The 18,147-nt window shown below is 64.2% G+C and carries 17 protein-coding genes; 5 read left to right on the top strand and 12 right to left on the bottom strand.

Translation table 11 applies throughout. From position 1 onward, the window contains the following. Window positions 1-136: 136 nt before the first annotated feature. A complete protein-coding gene (bla, locus tag Q0S16_RS03785; protein WP_295845223.1) occupies window positions 137-979 on the top strand; it encodes a class A beta-lactamase in 843 nt (280 codons plus the stop codon). A 105-nt stretch (window positions 980-1,084) separates the two neighbouring features. Here the strand turns inward: bla and Q0S16_RS03780 are convergent, their stop codons facing one another. The 3 genes from Q0S16_RS03780 to Q0S16_RS03770 are packed head-to-tail and all read right to left on the bottom strand — an operon-like array spanning window position 1,085 to window position 2,767. After that, window positions 1,085-1,879, bottom strand: a complete 795-nt coding sequence (locus Q0S16_RS03780; protein ID WP_295845222.1) for a sulfite exporter TauE/SafE family protein — start codon at window positions 1,877-1,879, stop codon at window positions 1,085-1,087. A 13-nt stretch (window positions 1,880-1,892) separates the two neighbouring features. Continuing rightward, window positions 1,893-2,423 (bottom strand): rhodanese family protein, encoded by a 531-nt coding sequence (locus Q0S16_RS03775; protein ID WP_295845221.1) that lies wholly within the window; start codon window positions 2,421-2,423, stop codon window positions 1,893-1,895. Next, window positions 2,420-2,767: a metalloregulator ArsR/SmtB family transcription factor gene (locus tag Q0S16_RS03770; protein ID WP_295845219.1), complete on the bottom strand. Its 348-nt coding sequence runs from the start codon at window positions 2,765-2,767 to the stop codon at window positions 2,420-2,422. Before Q0S16_RS03770 ends, Q0S16_RS03775 begins: the two co-directional genes overlap by 4 nt. Window positions 2,768-2,852: 85 nt before the next feature. Here Q0S16_RS03770 and Q0S16_RS03765 point away from each other — a divergent pair, with 85 nt between their 5' ends. Beyond that, window positions 2,853-3,755, top strand: coding sequence for an MBL fold metallo-hydrolase (locus Q0S16_RS03765; protein ID WP_295845217.1), 903 nt, complete (start codon window positions 2,853-2,855; stop codon window positions 3,753-3,755). A 38-nt stretch (window positions 3,756-3,793) separates the two neighbouring features. Here Q0S16_RS03765 and Q0S16_RS03760 read toward each other — a convergent pair whose 3' ends face one another. Both Q0S16_RS03760 and Q0S16_RS03755 read right to left on the bottom strand, forming a co-directional pair. Continuing rightward, window positions 3,794-6,136, bottom strand: coding sequence for an NF038122 family metalloprotease (locus Q0S16_RS03760; protein WP_295845215.1), 2,343 nt, complete (start codon window positions 6,134-6,136; stop codon window positions 3,794-3,796). A 353-nt stretch (window positions 6,137-6,489) separates the two neighbouring features. Further along, the gene (locus Q0S16_RS03755) at window positions 6,490-9,015 is read right to left on the bottom strand and encodes a glycogen/starch/alpha-glucan phosphorylase (RefSeq protein ID WP_295845213.1); all 2,526 of its coding nucleotides are present in this window, start codon (window positions 9,013-9,015) and stop codon (window positions 6,490-6,492) included. Between the two features lie 279 nt (window positions 9,016-9,294). On the opposite strand from Q0S16_RS03755, the gene Q0S16_RS03750 reads away from it, so the two are divergent. After that, on the top strand, window positions 9,295-9,726 hold the full coding sequence (locus Q0S16_RS03750; RefSeq protein WP_295845211.1) for a hypothetical protein: 432 nt from the start codon (window positions 9,295-9,297) through the stop codon (window positions 9,724-9,726). Here the strand turns inward: Q0S16_RS03750 and Q0S16_RS03745 are convergent, their stop codons facing one another. The 5 genes from Q0S16_RS03745 to Q0S16_RS03725 form a co-directional block, all read right to left on the bottom strand. After that, the gene (locus Q0S16_RS03745; protein ID WP_295845235.1) at window positions 9,727-10,488 is read right to left on the bottom strand and encodes a DUF2865 domain-containing protein; all 762 of its coding nucleotides are present in this window, start codon (window positions 10,486-10,488) and stop codon (window positions 9,727-9,729) included. 140 nt (window positions 10,489-10,628) lie between these two features. Continuing rightward, window positions 10,629-11,987: a sodium:proton antiporter gene (locus tag Q0S16_RS03740; RefSeq protein ID WP_295845208.1), complete on the bottom strand. Its 1,359-nt coding sequence runs from the start codon at window positions 11,985-11,987 to the stop codon at window positions 10,629-10,631. Next, the gene (gene pyrE / locus Q0S16_RS03735; RefSeq protein ID WP_295845207.1) at window positions 11,984-12,547 is read right to left on the bottom strand and encodes an orotate phosphoribosyltransferase; all 564 of its coding nucleotides are present in this window, start codon (window positions 12,545-12,547) and stop codon (window positions 11,984-11,986) included. The genes Q0S16_RS03740 and pyrE overlap by 4 nt, the downstream gene beginning before the upstream one ends. A 91-nt stretch (window positions 12,548-12,638) precedes the next feature. Beyond that, complete coding sequence (locus tag Q0S16_RS03730) at window positions 12,639-13,169, bottom strand: chromate transporter (protein ID WP_295845205.1); 531 nt, start codon at window positions 13,167-13,169, stop codon at window positions 12,639-12,641. Next, window positions 13,166-13,738 (bottom strand): chromate transporter, encoded by a 573-nt coding sequence (locus Q0S16_RS03725; RefSeq protein WP_295845204.1) that lies wholly within the window; start codon window positions 13,736-13,738, stop codon window positions 13,166-13,168. The genes Q0S16_RS03730 and Q0S16_RS03725 overlap by 4 nt, the downstream gene beginning before the upstream one ends. Window positions 13,739-13,849: 111 nt before the next feature. On the opposite strand from Q0S16_RS03725, the gene Q0S16_RS03720 reads away from it, so the two are divergent. Further along, window positions 13,850-14,476, top strand: coding sequence for a glutathione S-transferase N-terminal domain-containing protein (locus Q0S16_RS03720; protein WP_295845203.1), 627 nt, complete (start codon window positions 13,850-13,852; stop codon window positions 14,474-14,476). 80 nt (window positions 14,477-14,556) lie between these two features. Further along, the gene (locus tag Q0S16_RS03715; RefSeq protein ID WP_295845201.1) at window positions 14,557-14,799 is read left to right on the top strand and encodes a hypothetical protein; all 243 of its coding nucleotides are present in this window, start codon (window positions 14,557-14,559) and stop codon (window positions 14,797-14,799) included. Window positions 14,800-14,927: 128 nt separating this feature from the next. On the opposite strand, the gene Q0S16_RS03710 is transcribed toward Q0S16_RS03715, so the two are convergent. Next, the gene (locus tag Q0S16_RS03710) at window positions 14,928-15,563 is read right to left on the bottom strand and encodes a LysE family translocator (protein ID WP_295845199.1); all 636 of its coding nucleotides are present in this window, start codon (window positions 15,561-15,563) and stop codon (window positions 14,928-14,930) included. Between the two features lies 1 nt (window position 15,564). Continuing rightward, window positions 15,565-18,147: DNA polymerase I (gene polA, locus Q0S16_RS03705; protein WP_295845197.1), on the bottom strand; the 2,583-nt coding region annotated here is incomplete at its 5' end.

Genomic DNA, 18,147 nt, shown 5'->3' with positions numbered 1-18,147 from the left:
GTCTCGCCCGATGAATGATCGTTTGTCAATTTCTGTCGCGCTGCGCATTTTGTCGCCGCAGCGGAGGACGATGCAGATGATGAACCGACGTCGATTTCTGGCAGCGACAGGCGCGGCGCTTGCCGGGGCAGGTTTGATGAACCGGCCGAACGGAGCGTTCGCGGCGGACGGACCAGGCCCTGAACTCGCCGTGACTTTGAAGCGGCTGGAGAGCGAGAGTGGCGGGCGACTCGGCGTCGCTATGCTCGACACCGCGACGGGTGCGCAACTCGGTCACCGCGCGGACGAGCGGTTTCCGATGTGTAGCACCTTCAAGGCGCTTGCCGTCGGTGCCGTTCTCCAGCGCGTCGATATGAGCAAGGAAGACCTCGCCCGCCGGGTTCGCTTCGCCAAGAGTGACCTATTGTCCTATTCTCCGGTGACCGAGGGACGCGTCGGCGAAGCCGGCATGTCGGTCGCGGAACTCTGTGAAGCGGCGATCACGCAGAGTGACAATACGGCCGCCAACCTGCTGCTCGCGAGTCTGGGCGGACCTGCCAAGGTCAATGCTTTCCTGCGCGCGCTTGGCGATCCGGTCACCCGGCTTGATCGCATCGAGCCTGAGTTGAACGAAGCCGAGGATGGCGATCCGCGCGACACCACGACGCCGAATGCGATGGCCTCCGATTTCCGGTCGCTGGTCACTGGCCAAGCGCTGTCGTCGGGGTCGCGCGATCAACTGATTGCCTGGCTGGTCGGCAACAAGACCGGTGACACCCGGCTAAGGGCGGGGCTGCCGGCCGGCTGGCGCGTCGGCGACAAGACCGGCACGGGGCGGCGGGGCACGGCAAACGATGTCGCGGTGATTTGGCCGCCGCAGCGCGCGCCAGTCCTGGTCGCTGTCTACCTGACCCAGGCGAGTGCTCCGGTGGAGCGGCAGAATGCGATCATCGCGGCGGTGGCGCAGGCGCTTGCGGCCTCGATCGATCGGCCGGGCTGACGGCCGCGCAGGAAAGCGCGGCCATGCGGCGGGCCGAGGGCGCAAGCGGCGCCGGCATTTATCGGAGCGCCTGCCGCGCGAGCATCGCCGTCCAGACGATTATCGTCAGATCAATTGTAGCGCGCCGCGGATGCAGACGTAGCCGCCGGTGAGGATGACGACGCTGGCGAAGGTCAAGCGAAGCGCGCGGTCATGTGTACCGATCAGCTTGCCGGCCGCGATGCCGGCGAAGCCGCCGAGCAGGCCGCCGGCGATGAAGATTGTGGCCAGCCGCCAATCGGTCAGGCCGGAGAGCGAATAGCTGGTCGCGGTCGATGCGCCGAACGCGACAACCGCGACCAGCGACGTGCCGATCGCCGATGTCATTGGCATACCGGTCGCCAGCATCAGGCCGGGCACAATCAGGAAGCCGCCGCCGATGCCAAAGAAGCCGGACAGTATCCCGACGGTAAAGCCGATGACGACCAGCAGCGGGAGCAGCTTTCGTGCCGTTGAGCGGCTGAGGCGGACCGAAGCATCACCGCCGCCGCCGCGCCGTCGCAGCATCAAAGCGCCAATGCCGATCATCAGCATGCCGAAAAACACCAGCAGCTTCTGGCCATCCACCTGCTTGGCAATACCTGAACCGGTGAAGGCGCCGCCGATCCCGGCCAGCGAGAACACGATGGCGCACGGCCAGCGCACATTGCCGGCGCGCCAATGCGACAGCATGTTGACGAAGGCGCTGGCCGCCACGGCGACGGCGCTGGTGCTGATCGCGACATGCGGGGAGGCAACGCCCACCACATAGACCAGCAGCGGCACCGCGAGGATCGATCCGCCGCCGCCGACCACCGCCAGCACGAACCCGACCAGGCCGCCGGATAGCAGCGTGGCGACATCAGCGAATGGTATCGGCATCGGTCAGTCCGGTTCAGCCGTGCGCCGGCGCGGCGCTGCGATTCCACGGTGCCAGCGCCAGGATTCGCGCCATCATGCAGGTGCCGGACACGCCGGAAAATACCAGCCCGGCGCCGACAAACGCCGATAGTGCGTAGAATCCGGGATGCGCCAGCGCGCCGAGCACGGCGCCTGTCAGAACCAGCGTGCCGGCGACGATCTGCACCTGCCGCATCATCTCGATCGGCTGCTTCTTGTCCTCGACGATCGGCAGGCCAGCGCTTTTCCAGGCATCGATGCCGCCGTCCAGGATGAAGGCCTCGCAGTCGGTGGCCGCCTGCAGGCGTGCGGCATTGGCGGAAGTCCGGCCGCCCGACTTGCAATGGAAGATCACCGCCGGCGCATCCTTGCCGGGGTCGATGGTGCCGAGGCGCGACAATGGTTCATGGCGGGCTTGCGCGATGCGCGCCCTGGCGTGTTCGTCGGCCTCGCGGATATCGACCAGCACGGCGCCACGGCTGATCATCTGTCGGGCTTCATCGGGGGAGATGCGGGGAAGGGTCATGGGATTATCCTGTCAGCAGGTGAAGGGGATGTTCGGCAGAACAGGCGATGCAGTTCCGCCATCAATTGCTCGATGCGCGGATCGCTGATCCGGTACCAAAGGGTCTGGCCGTCGCGGCGGAACGTCACGATGTTCTCGTCGCGCATCCTGGCGAGGTGCTGGGACAGTGCCGACTGGCTGAGGCCGACCGCATCGACCAGCGCGCCGACCGTCATCTCGCCGGCTTCCACCAGTTTGCACAGGATCATCAACCGCCGTTCATTGCCCAGCGCCCGCAAGGTGTTGGCGACCTCGACGGCTTTGACGGCGAAATCGCTGATGTCCATTGCTGGGGCGGATGCCATGTTGTTCTCATTCATATTAGGTATTGCTTATTTAGTATATTCTAATATGTTCGTCAACAGCATTTCACAGCAGGAGTTTTGAGGCATGACCAGATCCAAAGAGGCCGCCCCTGTCATCAGGGCCTTCTTCGACCAGCCGACCAATACGGTCAGCTATCTGGTCAGCGATCCCGTCACCCGCCGCGCCGCGGTGATCGATCCCGTGCTGGATTATGACCACCGCGACGGCGGCGTCGATGTGCGCTCGGTGGAGGCGATACTGAAGGCGGCCACCGACGATGGCCTGATTATCGACTGGGCGCTCGAAACCCACGCTCATGCGGATCACCTCTCCGGCGCGCCCTATATCAAGGCCAAGACCGGCGCCAGGATCGGGATCGGCGAACATATCAAGGAAGTGCAGAAGATTTTCCGACCGGTGTTCAACGCGCAGGACCTGCGGACCGACGGCAGTGACTTCGACCATCTGTTTACCGACGGGGAGACGTTCAGGATTGGCGATCTGAGCGTTGAAGCGCTGTACACGCCGGGCCATACCCCGGCCGATCTATCCTACAGGATAGGGGATGCAGTGTTTGTCGGCGATACGCTGTTCATGCCGGACTACGGCACCGCGCGCGCCGATTTTCCGGGCGGCGATGCGCACCAGCTGTTTCGTTCGATCCGCAGGCTGCTGAAGCTGCCGCCGGAGACGCGATTATTCATGTGCCACGACTACATGGCGCCGGGGCGCGACAGCTATGCCTGGGAAACCACGGTGCGCGCGCAGCGCGACGGCAACGTGCATGTGAAGGATGGCGTCACCGAAGAAGATTTCGTGGCGATGCGGACGGCGCGCGATGCGACGCTGGCAGCGCCGGCGCTGCTGCTGCCCTCGATCCAGGTCAATATACGCGCCGGGCATTTTCCGAAGGCGCAACAGAATGGCGTTCACTATCTGATGTTGCCGGTTCACGCCCGGCCGGGCGCCGAGGCGGGCATCTCATAGGCGCCGGACTTTTCCCGCCGCGGCGCGGCCCGTTCAGACTACACCAGCATGAAATCGCTGGCCACCAGGGTGGGATGATGGGTCAGGACGGCGAACTGCACCGCGGCTGCGGCGCCGGTGCCGTCGGCGTCGTAGGACAACGCGCCGGTGGCTGAATTATACAGGATGTGGTCGGTGGCGAGATGGGCGGTACCGTTGCCGCTGGCGTAGAAATTGTTGGCCGTCAGCGCCGCGCCCAGCGCCACCGGCGTCAGCGTGGAAAAGATCGTATGATCGAGCGCGATGTGGTCGCCCTCGGCGTGGCTGAAGTCGACGATCGTGGAGACGTTCGTCGTCTTGTTGAGCGCGGTGTTGAACACGAACTGGTCGGCACCGGCACCACCGGTCAGCGTGTCGTTGCCGCCGAGCCCGAACAGCACGTCATTGCCGGTGGTGCCGGTCAGAACGTTGTTGCCGCTGTTGCCGACCACCAGGGCAATGGCACCCGCGGAGTTGTTGGCCTCGTTGCTCTCCACCACCACGTTTTTGCTGTCGGCCGTGACGCTGAAATAATAGGTCGCAGGCGCCGAGTTGGTGGCAAAGTTGAGCGTGCCCGCTTCGGTATCGGAGCCGCCCGCCGACAGCGCCCCGGCGGCGATGGTGCCGATCAGCGTGCCGGCGCCCGACGCGGTCGAGGCGACGTAGATGCCGGTGGTCGATGCGGTGGCTACGCCGGCGCCGGTATCGCCGACATGGTAGCTGAAATGCGTGCCGCTGAACGACAGGCCGCTGACCACCAGGTCCGCCTTGGCGGGGGCAGGGGGCGGCACCGGCGTGGTCGAGCCGGTCGATCCGCGGTCCCAGCCAAGCACGTCGAGCTCGCGCAGGTCGGACGATGAAACGGTGTCGACAACGCCCGAGGCGCTGAACGCATTGAAGGCGTCGTTGCCGGCGCTCGATGCCCAGTCGCTGTAATCGCCGTTGCCATTGGTGTTGAAGCTGTCGAGATTGGTGGCGCCGGCGTTGATCGAGAAATAGCCCGGCGTGGTGCCCGCGAAATCACGCACGCCCGAGGCGGCGTAGTGAAACAGGTCGAGCGGATAATAGCCGTTGGCGATGCCGCCGATGGTGCCGCCGACCAACAGCGAGCGTCCCATCACTTCGGAGATCTCGTGGGCGACGACTCCGAAGAAGTCATACTGGCCGGCGGTCACGCCATTGCTGTTGTCGTAATCGAACCAATTGCCGGCGGCGAAACCGACATAGCCGTCGACGCTGGTGCTGGCGCCGAGCAGGCCGGTGGCCTTGGCTTCGGCGCGCGATTCCCAGAACGTACCGCTCACCGGACTGGCGATCGGCAGCGACGCCACCGCGGTCGCGTCGTCGGCGGTCTTGGCGTCGGCGGTGAGCGCGGCCTTGACCTGGGCATAGCTGTAGCTGTTGAGATATGTCAGGCTCTCGCCCAGCGCGCCGGCGCCGAGCGTATAGCCACCGACCTCGCCATAGCCGACATTGATATTGATGGTGACGTGGTCGGTGAACTGGCTCTGGAAATATTGCACGGCGGCGGCCACCCCGGCCTTGAAGCCGGCGGGGGCGCTGCCGACGCTGGCGTCGTAGCTGACATTGATGACAAAGGGCGAGGCCGTCGCGGCGGTGGCGGCACTGCTCGCAGTACCCGCGCTGCCGCCGCTGCCGGCGGTCGAACTCGACGTGCTGTTGCTGAGCGCCGACACGATGTCGCCATCGCCATCGATCAGCACGCCCAGCGATCCATCGCCACTGTCGGTCGGAGAGAAGTCGATCCCGATCGGTGCGTCCGGAGCGGTCACCGCGGTCGGGATATATTCCGCTGTGGGGGCCGCTGGTGTGGCTGCCTCCTGCACCAAGGCGGGCGGCCCGGCAAGCGCGGCCGGTACGCTGTCCATCACCGGCGCTGTGTCGAGCGATGCAAGCGTTGCGAACGGGGTGGTCGTCTCGGTCGCGTTGGTTGCCGTCGCGGCCGGCGTCGCCACGGCTGACGGGCTGTGTTCCGTCGGGGCGTCTGTCACCGATAAGTGGCTTGCCGGGTGCACGGTCTGTATAGGCATCGCATCGGCATGGGCGCCCGCATGCGCGGTGGTGTCATGCGCGCCACTGCCGCTGCCGACGCTGGCGTCGGAGACGTGGAGCAGTTCGCCAACGGATGGCGCATGTGCCGGATCCAGGCCGAATGACGATTCATGCGACGCGGCATGTGCCTCTTGGCCGGTGGTCAGCGCGTCGCTGGCGGGGGCCGCATCCATGAGGGTGGAAAAATCGAAGGAGTCCAGCCCAAGGCCCGTGTCGGTGAACAACGACCGCACGTCCATGCTTTGCAGCAGCGAAGCCGTCATATCGCGTGAATCGAGGGGAGCCGACATGGATGATCCTGATGTTTCCGATCGTGTCGCATCAGAAATCCGCTGATCGTCTCTCGATCGGTGGATGGCGTGACGCCGCGATCGAGATCAAGGTAGGATCAGCGAATTAAATAAATGGAACCGCAATAGGCGGATTTTTAGCGGAGTTGCGGTCCGTTATGGTTGTCCAGGTATCAGGGTGTGTGACGCCCGAAAAAATCGTGGCGTAGCAAGCGTGCAAGCCCTGCTGCCATTCGGATCGTGGCGATCGACCGACCTGGTCTTGCAGCCGCACAAGCGCGACGATATGCGGGAATTCCGTCGAGATAGACCCCGCATGTCGCCGCGCTCATGACAGCGACAGCGGGACCGATTCACGTCACCTTGCGCTGGTGCGGCAAAGCCAGTGACGACGGCGGTTCGCCGGCCACCGGCACGTCCCAGATGTCCTCGGCATATTCGCGGATCGTGCGATCCGACGAGAACCACGCCATCCGGGCGACATTGAGGATGCTGGCGCGGCTCCAGGCCGAGCCGGCGCGCCAGCGCGCGTCGATGCCGCGCTGCGCGTCGTAATAGGAATCGAAATCGGCCGACACCACGTAATGATCAAGGTGGCGCAGTGCGTGGCCGACCGAGACGAAGCGGCCGGGATCGTCAGGCGAGAAATCACCGCGCTCGATCGCGGTAATGGCGCGGCCGAGATTTGGCGACCTGGTAATGACGTCATGGGCGTCGAGGCCGGCGGCGCGGCGCGCCACCACTTCGGCGGCATCCATGCCGAATATCGCGATGTTCTCCGGGCCGACATTGTCACGGATCTCGATATTGGCGCCGTCCAGCGTGCCGATGGTCAGCGCGCCGTTCAGCGACAGCTTCATGTTGCCGGTGCCGGAGGCTTCCATGCCGGCGGTGGAAATCTGCTCGGACAGGTCGGCGGCCGGGATGATGATCTCGGCCAGACTGACATTGTAGTCCGGCAGGAACGCGACCTTCAGCTTGTTGCCGATCGTGGTGTCGTTGTTGATCACCTCGGCGACGTCATTGATCAGCTTGATGATCAGCTTGGCATAGCGATAGCTGGCTGCCGCCTTGCCGGCGAAAATCTTGACGCGCGGCACCCAGTCCTTGTCGGGCTCGTCCTTGATGGCCTGGTACAGTGCCACGGTCTCCAGCAAGTTGAGCAGTTGCCGCTTGTATTCGTGGATGCGCTTGATCTGGACATCGAATAGCGCCGAAGGGTCGATCTGGATGCCGAGCTTCTCGCCGATTACTCGCGCCAGCGCGATCTTGTTGTGATGCTTGACCTTGTTGAACTGCTGCTGGAACGACGCGTCGCCGGCAAAGCCCTCGAGCCGCGTCAGCCGGGTTGGGTCGTCGAGCACCGCCTCGCCGCAGGTGGCGCGCAGCAGGTTGGTGAGTTTCGGGTTGGCCAGCATCAGCCAGCGGCGGAAGGTGATGCCGTTGGTCTTGTTGGTGATGCGGCCGGGATAGAGCTGGTTGAGATCGTGAAACACGGTCTCCTTCATCAGCTCCGAATGCATCGCCGAGACGCCATTGATGCGGTGCGAGCCGATGAAAGCGAGGTTGCCCATGCGGACGCGGCGGCCGGCGCCCTCGTCGATGATAGAGACCGAGGCGCGGTACACGGTGTCGTCGGGCCGGGTAGCGTCGGCGCGGTCGAGATGCGCTTCGTTGATGCGATAGATGATCTCGAGATGGCGCGGCAGCAGCCGCTGGAACAGCTCGACCGGCCAGGTCTCGAGCGCTTCCGGCAGCAGCGTGTGGTTGGTGTAGGACAACGTCGCATTGGTGATCTGCCAGGCGGCGTCCCAGCGCATGTTGTGCTGGTCGACCAGGATCCGCATCAGCTCGGCGATCGCCAGGCTGGGATGGGTATCGTTCATCTGCACCGCGGCCTTGGTGGCGAGCCCGCGCAGATTGCCGTCGGACTCCAGATGCCGCTTCACCAGATCCTGCAAGGAGGCGGAGACAAAGAAATATTCCTGGCGGAGCCGCAATTCGCGGCCCGCGGCGCTCTCGTCATTGGGGTAGAGGAATTTGCAGATCGCTTCGGCGCGGGCCTGCTCGGCGCTGGCGCCGAGATAGTCGCCGGTGTTGAAGACGTCGAGCTTGAGCGGATCCGGCGCCCGTGCCGACCACAGCCGCAGCGCGTTCACATGCTGGCCGCGCCAGCCGACGATCGGCGTGTCATAGGCGACCGCTTCCACGGTCTCGCCGGGATGCCAGATCACCTGTTTGCGGCCGCGCGCGTCCTCGATTGTCTCGATGCTGCCGCCAAAATGGATGTGATACATCACTTCCGGCCGCTGCAGCTCCCACGGATTGCCGAAGCCCAGCCATTCGTCGGGATATTCCTGCTGCCAGCCATGCGAGATGATCTGCCGGAACAGGCCAAAATCATAGCGGATGCCATAGCCGAAGGCGGGAATAGCCAGCGTCGCCATGCTCTCCATGAAGCAGGCGGCGAGACGGCCGAGGCCGCCATTGCCCAGCGCCGCGTCAGGTTCACATTTTCTGAGATCGTCGAGGCCGACGCCGAGATCACCGAGCGCCGCTTCGAACAGGGCGAGCAGGCCCATATTGTTGAGCGCGTCCGTGAACAGCCGGCCGATCAGGAATTCCAGGCTGAGATAATAAACGCGCTTGCGGCCTGCGTCGTAGCTTTCCTTCTCGGTGACCAGCCAGCGATGCATGATGCGGTCGCGCAGCGTCAGCGCGGTGGCTGTGTACCAGTCGTGCTTGGTGGCGATCGCCGCGTCCTTGCCGATGGTCAGCGTCAACTTGGTGAGGATGGCGCTCTTGATTTCTTCAAGCGCCGGCTCGTCGAGCGGCGGATTATGCGGCTGGAATTTCGCTGGTATCGATTGCTCTGACAAACCTGAAATCCTGATCTGTGTCCCGATGGCAAAAGCATACGCGCATTCGACGGTCTCCGGAACCCGGCGCATTGGCGAGCTTTTGCTATGGTTATGCCTTTGATTTGGGCAGACGTGTAGGCTGCATATTGTCCCGGCATGCGGGTGCAGGCCTCGCACCATCGAATTGGGATGTATCTAGGAACAAATTAAGAACACTTTAGCAAGTGCTTGATATATCATCGTGATTCGCGGACGCGCGTTACAATATCTAGCTCTCTTGAAGCCTGCGAGGACTACATGTCCACCATTGCCTTTGATCAGTTCGCGCTCACCCGGATCGCGGATTTCGCCCGTTCGCTGTCGCGGCTGCACCAGGCGGCGCGGCGACATCATATTGACGACGACGAGATCGACCGCGAATTCAACGCGGTCTGTCTGTCGGTATGGGGCTACACCACCGACGATTTCAGCGACGAGTTGTTTGAGCTCGCCGACCACGCTTGGCTGGATTCACTGGACGAGGCCCATGCCCGGATTTTTGCGGCCGAGCAGGGGTACGACCTGATCGACGATCACGGCATGCTGACCGACTGGTGGGGCTATTGCTGGATGATCCTGGCCGAGAAGCGCGGGTTGCTGACGCCGGAGAACCGCGCCGCGGCGCGCGCCGAAATCGAGGACAAGTACATGGCGGCACCGAACGTGATCGGCGTCATTGTCGGGCGCTGATCAGTCGATTGCTGCGCGCTTGGCACGGGGCGCTGTTTTCGGCACCGCGGTGATAGCGGACGCGGGGTCGCGCACCCCCTCCGGCATCGGTGCTTCCTCGACGATCATCTCGGCCGAGACCGGGGCCACTTTCATCTCGCCGAGCCGCGCGCGCACATCCGAGGTCAGGCCGGGATAGGACGATACCGGGGTGAACTCGGCGGTCTGGGTATTGCCGTTGCGGACGCCGGAATAGGCGACGAGGCCATTGGTGGTGGCGATCACGTCGCCGGGGCGCAGCGACGAATCCAGCGTGAGATCGACCGGTGCGAGGCCGGCGGGATCGCGGCCATTGCAGGTGCAGTCGGCCCGCAGCGCCTTGCGATAGGCAAAGGCGTTTTCAGAGTCGGGGTAACGCTCGCCGGTGCTCGACGCGGCACTGTCGATGTTGCTGCCAAAGAACACCTTGGCGTTGCCGGCCGGGCAGAACGCCTGGCACATCTGCGCCGGGCTGACGCCGCGGCCCAGCGGAAAATACTTGCCGTCGCAGCTCCGCACGCAGAATGCGGGACCGGAGCCGCCGGCGCTCTGCACCGGGCGCGGCGGGGGGGCGGCGGTGTTGAGGCCGAACGGATCGGCGAAGAAATTGGCCTCCGGCACCGCGCCCTTGCGCGGTTGCTGCTTCTGCGCCGGACCGCCGCCGAACAAGAAATCGAATAAGCCCTCGGCCGATGCGTCGTGCGGGGCCAGCAGCGGAGCCGCGAATGCGATCGCGGCAAGCAGCGTCAGCAGGCGGCCGGTCCGTGAAATCTTCCGAGTTTGACGCAACGCCTGCCCCACAACCGTACCGACCGGGCGGACGTCGCCCAGTACCGTTTCACTTTAGAGGCGGTATGGTAAACGAGGCGTAAGCGCGGGGCTGGCTAGTGAAAAAATACCCAGCTCAGAACCGCGAATACCGGCAGCAGCACGGCGCCTGACCACAGCATGTAGCCGAAGAAGCTCGGCATCCGAACGCCGGCGTCGCGGGCAATGGCATAGACCATGAAGTTAGGCGCGTTGCCGATATAGGTTAAGGCGCCCATGAACACGGCTCCTGCCGAAAGCGCCGCCAGCGTCGCCGCGCCCGAGCTCATCAGCATCTTGGCATTACCGCCGGCCAGTTCGAAGAACACCAGATAGGTCGGTGCGTTGTCGAGAAACGCCGACAATCCGCCGGTCAGCCAGAAATAGGCCGCGATGTTGGGCGTGCCGTCCCCATGGCTGACCAGCGCCACCAGCGGCGCAAACGCGCCGTTCGCGCCGGCCTGCAGAATCGCCATCACCGGGGCGATGCAGATGAAAATGCCGGCGAACAGGATCGCCACCTCCTTGATCGGTCCCCAGGCGAACTGGTTGGCGGCCCGGTGTCCGGCCCTGGTGAGCCATAGTGACGCAAAGGTCACGAGCACGAAAATCAGGTCACGCAGCAGGTCCTGCAGTTCCAGCGTGGTGTGCAGCACGGTGATCGAAACGCCCGGCTTCCAGCTCGCGCTCATCAGGATCGCGGCGATGATGACGACGAGCAAAAGCAGGTTGATCTTGCCGTGCAGCCGCAGCGGCGAATCCGGAGTCGGATCGCTCTTTCCGGGAAAGTTGCCCTCGCGGTGGTGCAGGGTGACGTCGATCACCATGAAGACGGCGAGCACGATCCCGATGGCGAGCAGCGTTGGCGCCAGCAGATGCCGGGTGGTCCAGAAGAAGTCGACGCCCTTCAGGAAGCCCAGGAACAGCGGCGGATCGCCGAGCGGCGACAGCGAACCGCCGATGTTGGACACCAGAAAGATGAAGAAGATCACGACATGGACATTGACGTCGCGGCCGTCATTGGCGCGGATCAGCGGCCGGATCAGGATCATCGAGGCGCCGGTGGTGCCGACCACGCTAGCGAGCAGGGCGCCGAAGCCAAGCAGCGCGGTGTTGGTGAAGGCGCTGTCGTGCAAATTGCCCTCGAGATAGATGCCGCCGGCCACCGTGAACAGCGCCAGCAGCAGCAGGATGAAGGGCAGATATTCCAGCAGCACGGTGTGGGACAGCGTGGCGGCCACCGTGGCCGAATCGACAAACACGAACAGCGGCACCACCACAAGTGCGGCGAACACCGCGGCGAATTTGCCGTAATGATGCTCCCATAGATGCGGATACAGCACCGGGCCGGTGGCGATCGAGAGCAGAATGCCGGCGAAGGGCATCGCCCAGAACCAGCTCAGGATGGCGCCGTCGAGATGCGCGACGGCGTTCATGATTTGAGGAATTCGGAGGCCTTGTACAGCGAGCGGAACGCCACGCCGGCCTTTTCAAAATTCTCCGCGGCGCCTTCGTCGCGGTCGACCATGGTATAGACCAGCACGACGTCGCCACCGGCTTCGCGTACGGCTTCCAGCGCCCTGATGGCGGAGCCACCGGTGGTCGTGACGTCCTCGACGATGACGATCCGTTTGCCCCGCAGCGTTTCACCCGCGGCAAGGCCTTCGACGGCGAGGCGGGCGCCGTGCTCTTTCGGCTTCTTGCGGACGAAGAAGGCGGCGATCGGGTGGTTCTTTAACCAGGACAGCTGTGCGATCGCGCCGGCCAGCGGCACAGCGCCCATCTCCAGCCCGCCGACATAATCGAGCCGGTCGTCACGCAAGGCGTCGTAGGTCAATTCGGCCAGCAGAGCCGCGCCCTCAGGGTGGCACATGGTCGGCTTCAAATTGAAGTAGAAGTGGCTCTTGCGGCCCGAGGCCAGCGTGATCTCGCCATAGCCGAACGAACGGGCGTGAATGATGTCGAACAAGCGGGCACGGGAGGCTAATTTGGACAAGACGGGCTCTTTCGCTGAAGTCGGCGACAGTCTACCGGCCACGGCGGGAACATTCCAGCGCCCGCGACGGCCAGTCAACAAACAACCGGTCTCACGACAGCCCGATTCCGCTCAATCCGGCGATCGCGCCGGCAGCGAGGAGCCATAGCGGGTGAAGTCTGGTGGTAACCGACAACGTCGCGCAGACGGCGGTGATCGCCACCAGCGTCCATTCATGGTCGGAGGATTCGGTGATCAGCGCGGCACTGGCCGCTACCAGGCCGACGGTCATCGGCACCAGCCCCTGCTGCACGATGCGCCGCCACGGCCGGTCCTTGAAGCGCTTCCAGTAATGCAGCACCACGCCGGTCAGAATGGACGATGGCCCGAATTTGGCGAGCGTGGTGACGATCACCCCCGGCCAGCCGGCGACGCGCCAGCCGATCAGCGTCACCACCATCATGTTCGGCCCGGGGGCGGCCTGCGCCAGCGCGTACATCGCGCTGAAATCCCGGGCGGACATCCAGTGCTGGACGTCGACCACCTGGCGCTGCATTTCCGGCAGGATGGTGTTGCCGCCGCCAAAGGCGAGCAGCGACAATTCGGCGAAGATCGCGGCCAGCGCCAGCAGCACCGCCGTCATTTCGAGAGCTTCCAGGTGACCAGCATGCTGAGTGAGGCCAGCACGACCATGGTCGGCAGCAGCGGCAGCCGCAGGATGGCGATGGCGACGAAGCACAGTACGGCAATGAGGATGGCGATCGGTCTGGTGCGCAGCGGCCACGCGATCTTGACGGCCATCGCCACCAGCAGGCCGGCGGCGGCGGCGGCCAGTCCGGCGAACAAATGCCCGACTCTGGGGTCGTCCTTGAAGCGGTCATAGACGACACCGAGCCCGATGACGATCGCGGAGGGCGCTGCGATCAGCCCGGTCAGCGACGCCACTGCGCCGGCCAGTCCGCGAAAATGCAGGCCGATCGCCACCGACAGGTTGATGATGTTGCCGCCCGGCAGGAACTGGCACAGCCCGAGTAATTCGGTGAACTCCGCGGGCGCCAGCCAGCGCCGCTTCTCGACGATCATCCGCCGCGCCATCGGCAGCACGCCGCCGAAACCGGTCAGGCCGAGGCCGAGAAATCCTATGAACAACCCGCCGATACTGGGCGGCTCGGTTAGCGCGGCCTCGGTCGGGGCAACGATTGTGGTATCCATCAGAATCTCCGCGGTCGGGCGGTGCCTGGCTGCCGATGCGGTCGACCTACGCCGCCGCAGTCTGTATGTCCACTCACACCTCACCGCGTCGCATCCCCCGAAAGGTCCGCCATGACGATCGAACTGCACAGCTGGAATACGCCGAACGGTCGCAAGATCTCGGTCGCGCTGGAGGAGATGGGGCTGCCTTACAAGGTCGTTCCGGTGCATATCGGCAAGGGTGAGCAGATGAAGCCGGAATTTCTGGCGATCAGCCCGAACAACAAGATCCCGGCGATTGTCGATCCCGATGGCCCGGACGGCAGGCCGGTCAGCGTGTTCGAATCCGGCGCCATCCTGCTTTATCTTGGCGAGAAGACCGGCCAGTTCCTGCCGACATCGCTGGCGGACAGGATTCCGGTGCTGGAATGGTTGATGTGGCAGATGGGAGGTTTTGGTCCGATGCCCGGCCAGGTACAACACTTCATCGCGCTGGAAAACGAAGCTGACCGAGCTTACGGGCTGAAGCGCTATTCCGAAGAGACCCGGCGGCTGTACGGCGTGCTGGACCGGCGTCTGGCGACCCATGAATTCGTCGCCGGCGAATTGTCGGTGGCGGATTTCGCGATCCTCGGCTGGGCTTGGCGCCACGAGCGCCACAAGGTAGCGCTGGCGGATTTTCCCCATGTGGCGCGCTGGTACGCAATGCTGATGGCACGGCCGGCGGTGCAACGCGGGTTCGACGTGAAGCTGGATTAAGATCAGTCTATACGCGATCCCGTATAAATCCGTTATATACGGTATCGCGTATATTTGCTCTTTATACGCGATAGTATCGGATGACGCCGCTCTACGACGTTCTTTCGGCCCAGCCCAGCCTCGATGCCAGACAGGTGCAGCGAAACAACTTCAAGCTGGCGATGGCGATCGGCAAGAACCGTCACTACCGAATGGACGAGATCGTGCCCCGGCATTTTGCCCAGACCAGCCGCGCTGGCAAAGGTCGGCGCACCACTGCTGGCAACGATCTTCGAGGACCTTGCCGCCCATGCGGAACGATGGACGCAGGACGTCGTCGCTGAGCTGCCGCCGGAATTTCCCGAGCAAATGGTCAGGTCCGTCGCCGACGGCATCGCACAGCGCGTCCGCATGATCGATCAGATGTTGTCGCTTCCGGGCGGTGCCACCGCGATCCGGTGAGCGACAACGATCAACCCCGCCTGGTCTCCAGCGCCATCCGCACCGCGAGGCCTGCCAGCACCGTGCCCATCAGCCAGCGCTGAACTTTAAGCCAGGTCGGGCGCTGGCCGAGAAACAGCGCGATCGAACCGGCGCCGAGCGCAATCAAGGCATTGACGCCGACGCTGATGACGATCTGCACCGAGCCCAGCGCCAGCGATTGCGTCAGTACGGAGCCCGCGGCAGGATCAATGAACTGAGGCAGCAGCGCCAGATACAGCATCGCAATCTTCGGATTGAGCAGGTTAGTGACAAAGCCCATCGCGAACAATTTGCGCGGGCCGTCGACGGCGAGCTTTTTCACCTGAAATGGCGAGCGCCCGTTGGGCTTCAAGGCCTGCCAAGCCAGCCACAACAGATAGGCGGCGCCGCCGAGCCGCAGCGCGTCGTAGGCATAGGGCACCGTGAACAAAAGGGCGGTAATGCCGAACGCCGCGCACAGCATGTAGAAAACGAAGCCGAGGGCCACGCCGCCGAGCGACACCATCCCTGCCGCCGGTCCCTGCGTGATCGACCGCGAGATCAGATAAATCATGTTCGGCCCCGGCGTCAGCACCATGCCGAGCGAGACGAGCGCGAAAGCGAGCAAGGATGTGAGGTGCGGCATCTCAGTGCGCCTCTTCCCAGTTGTTCGCCGCCCTGGCATCGACCTGCAGCGGCACGTGCAGCAGCACGGCAGGGAACGGCGCGTCTTGCATCACCTGCTGGACCACCGGCAGCGTCGCCGCCACCTCGTCGTCGGGAACTTCGAAAATCAGTTCGTCATGCACCTGCAGCAACATCTGCGCCGATAGCTTCTTCTCCGCCAAGGCTTCTTCCATCCGCACCATGGCGCGGCGGATGATGTCGGCAGCCGTGCCCTGCAGTCGCGCATTGATGGCGGCGCGTTCGTTGAAGGCGCGGATCGAGGCGTTCGACGCCTTGATGTCCGGATAGTGGCATTTCCTGCCGAACAGCGTTTCCACATAGCCGTGGGCGCGGCAAAAATCCCGCGTCGCATCCATATAGGCGCGGATGCCGGGGAAGCGCTCGAAATATTTCTTGATGTAGGCGCCAGCTTCTTCGCGCGGGATGCTGAGTTGGTTGGCGAGGCCGAACGCCGAGATGCCGTAGATGATGCCGAAATTGATCGCCTTGGCGCGGCGGCGGATGTCGGCCGGCATGTCCTTGACCGGCACGCCGAACATTTCCGACGCGGTCATCGCGTGAATATCGATACCTTCCTGGAACGCGGTGCGCAGGGCAGGGACGTCGGCGACTTCCGACAGCAGCCGCAGCTCGATCTGCGAATAGTCCGCCGAGACCAGCTTGTGGCCGGGCGCGGCGATGAAGGCGCGGCGGATCTTGCGCCCATCCTCGGTGCGCACTGGGATATTCTGCAGGTTAGGTTCGTTCGAGGATAGCCGCCCGGTGGTGGTCGCAGCCAGCGCGTAAGTGGTGTGGACACGCTTGGTCTGGGGATGCACGTAATTCGGCAGCGCGTCGGTATAGGTCGAGCGGAGCTTCGACACCTGCCGCCAGTCGAGGATTTTTCGCGGCAATTCGTGGCCCTGCTCGGCCAGTTCGTCGAGCACCTGCGCCGAGGTCGACCACGCGCCGGTCTTGGTCTTGCTGCCGCCCGGCAATCCCATCTTGCCGAACAGGATGTCGCCGAGCTGCTTCGGACTGCCGATATTGATCTCCTCGCCGGCGATCTCCCGGATCTCCGCTTCAATACGGGCCGCGGTCTGGGCAAAGTCCGCGGACAGTTTTGAAAGGACCTGGCGGTCGATCGAGATGCCGCGCCGTTCCATCCGTGCCAGCACCGGGATCAGCGGCCTTTCCAGCGTCTCGTAAACCGTCGTCATGTGTTCGGCCGCCAGCCGTGGCTTCAGCACCCGCCACAGCCGCAGCAGCACGTCGGAATCCTCAGCCGCGTACGCCGTGGCGCGGTCGATGCTGACCTGATCGAACGCAAGCTTGGCCTTGCCGGAGCCGATCACCTCGCCATAGCTCAGCATCTTGTGGCCGAGCCAGATCTCGGCCAGCGCGTCGAGGCCATGGGCGTTGCGCCCGGCATCGAGCGCATAGGACAGCAGCTGTACGTCGTCGGTGTTGCGGATGGTGACGCCGTGCTGCGCGAACAGCACCGCGGTGAACTTGATATTGAAGCCGACCTTCAACAGGCCGGTGGATTCCAGCAGGGGCTTCAGCGCGTCGAGCGCGTCCGACGCCCTGATCTGGTCGGGCTCCAGGCCCGAGGCGAACAGGCCGGCGGCGTCACCCGACTGCTTATGGTTCAGCGGAACGTAGCAGGCATCATCGGGCCCGAGTGCCAGCGCGATGCCGACGAGATCCGCCTGCATCGGGTCGATCGATGAGGCCTTGGCCTCGAACGCGACATGGCCGGTGTCGAGGATGCGCGCGATCCATTTGTTGAGATCGTCCAGCGTACGCACCGGCTGGTAGGCGTTACGATCCACCGGCAGTTTTCGCGCGGCGGTGGCGCGTGCGGCGGCCAATGCCACCGTCGTGAGTTGCTGTTTGGCGCCTTGGCCAGACGTGTGCGCGCTGAAAGTGCCACCCTTGAGGGCGTCCCCTCCCCCCTTGCGGGGGAGGGTTGGGGAGAGGGGGAGCCCCAAGGCACCGGCAGTTGCGTCCTGGGACCCCTCTCCCCCAAGGAGAGAGGGAGCGCCGCTGCCCGCATTCCAGTCGCTGCCATCGCGACGCTTGCCGGCGACGCCGCCTTCGGCTTCCACATCACCGGGATCGATCTGCGAATATTCCGCGACGCGCCGCGTCAGTGTTGAGAACTCCATCGCCTTCAGAAATGCGATCAGTTTGCGCGCATCGGGTTCGTGCACCGCGAGCTCGTCGAGCGGCACATCGAGCGCCACCTTGTCGTCGAGCAGCACCAGCTGCCGTGAGATGCGCGCCTTCTCGGCGTGCTCGATCAGCGATTCCCGCCGCTTCGGCTGCTTGATCTCGCCGGCCCGCGCCAGCAGCGTTTCGAGATCGCCATATTCATTGATCAACTGCGCCGCGGTCTTGATGCCGATGCCGGGCACGCCGGGCACGTTGTCGACGCTGTCGCCGGCCAGCGCCTGCACCTCGACCACCTTGTTCGGCGGCACGCCGAATTTCTCGATCACCTCGGCGATCCCGAGCCGTCTGTCCTTCATGGTGTCGTACATGGTGACGCAGTCGGTCAC

Origin of the sequence: Tardiphaga sp. (assembly GCF_025356345.1) — a bacterium.
Lineage (GTDB): Bacteria > Pseudomonadota > Alphaproteobacteria > Rhizobiales > Xanthobacteraceae > Tardiphaga.
This window is presented reverse-complemented; position numbering and strand designations above follow the sequence as displayed.

Excerpts from the sequence above, each read along its gene's own strand:
- Q0S16_RS03740 (WP_295845208.1), bottom strand. The coding sequence starts at position 11,987 with ATGAACGCCGTCGCGCATCTCGACGGCGCCATCCTGAGCTGGTTCTGG.
- Q0S16_RS03725 (WP_295845204.1), bottom strand. The coding sequence starts at position 13,738 with ATGGATACCACAATCGTTGCCCCGACCGAGGCCGCGCTAACCGAGCCG.
- Q0S16_RS03775 (WP_295845221.1), bottom strand. The coding sequence starts at position 2,423 with ATGACCCTTCCCCGCATCTCCCCCGATGAAGCCCGACAGATGATCAGC.
- Q0S16_RS03750 (WP_295845211.1), top strand. The coding sequence starts at position 9,295 with ATGTCCACCATTGCCTTTGATCAGTTCGCGCTCACCCGGATCGCGGAT.
- Q0S16_RS03770 (WP_295845219.1), bottom strand. The coding sequence starts at position 2,767 with ATGGCATCCGCCCCAGCAATGGACATCAGCGATTTCGCCGTCAAAGCC.
- Q0S16_RS03710 (WP_295845199.1), bottom strand. The coding sequence starts at position 15,563 with ATGCCGCACCTCACATCCTTGCTCGCTTTCGCGCTCGTCTCGCTCGGC.
- Q0S16_RS03765 (WP_295845217.1), top strand. The coding sequence starts at position 2,853 with ATGACCAGATCCAAAGAGGCCGCCCCTGTCATCAGGGCCTTCTTCGAC.
- Q0S16_RS03780 (WP_295845222.1), bottom strand. The coding sequence starts at position 1,879 with ATGCCGATACCATTCGCTGATGTCGCCACGCTGCTATCCGGCGGCCTG.
- Q0S16_RS03720 (WP_295845203.1), top strand. The coding sequence starts at position 13,850 with ATGACGATCGAACTGCACAGCTGGAATACGCCGAACGGTCGCAAGATC.
- Q0S16_RS03730 (WP_295845205.1), bottom strand. The coding sequence starts at position 13,169 with ATGACGGCGGTGCTGCTGGCGCTGGCCGCGATCTTCGCCGAATTGTCG.
- Q0S16_RS03715 (WP_295845201.1), top strand. The coding sequence starts at position 14,557 with ATGACGCCGCTCTACGACGTTCTTTCGGCCCAGCCCAGCCTCGATGCC.
- bla (WP_295845223.1), top strand. The coding sequence starts at position 137 with ATGAACCGGCCGAACGGAGCGTTCGCGGCGGACGGACCAGGCCCTGAA.
- Q0S16_RS03760 (WP_295845215.1), bottom strand. The coding sequence starts at position 6,136 with ATGTCGGCTCCCCTCGATTCACGCGATATGACGGCTTCGCTGCTGCAA.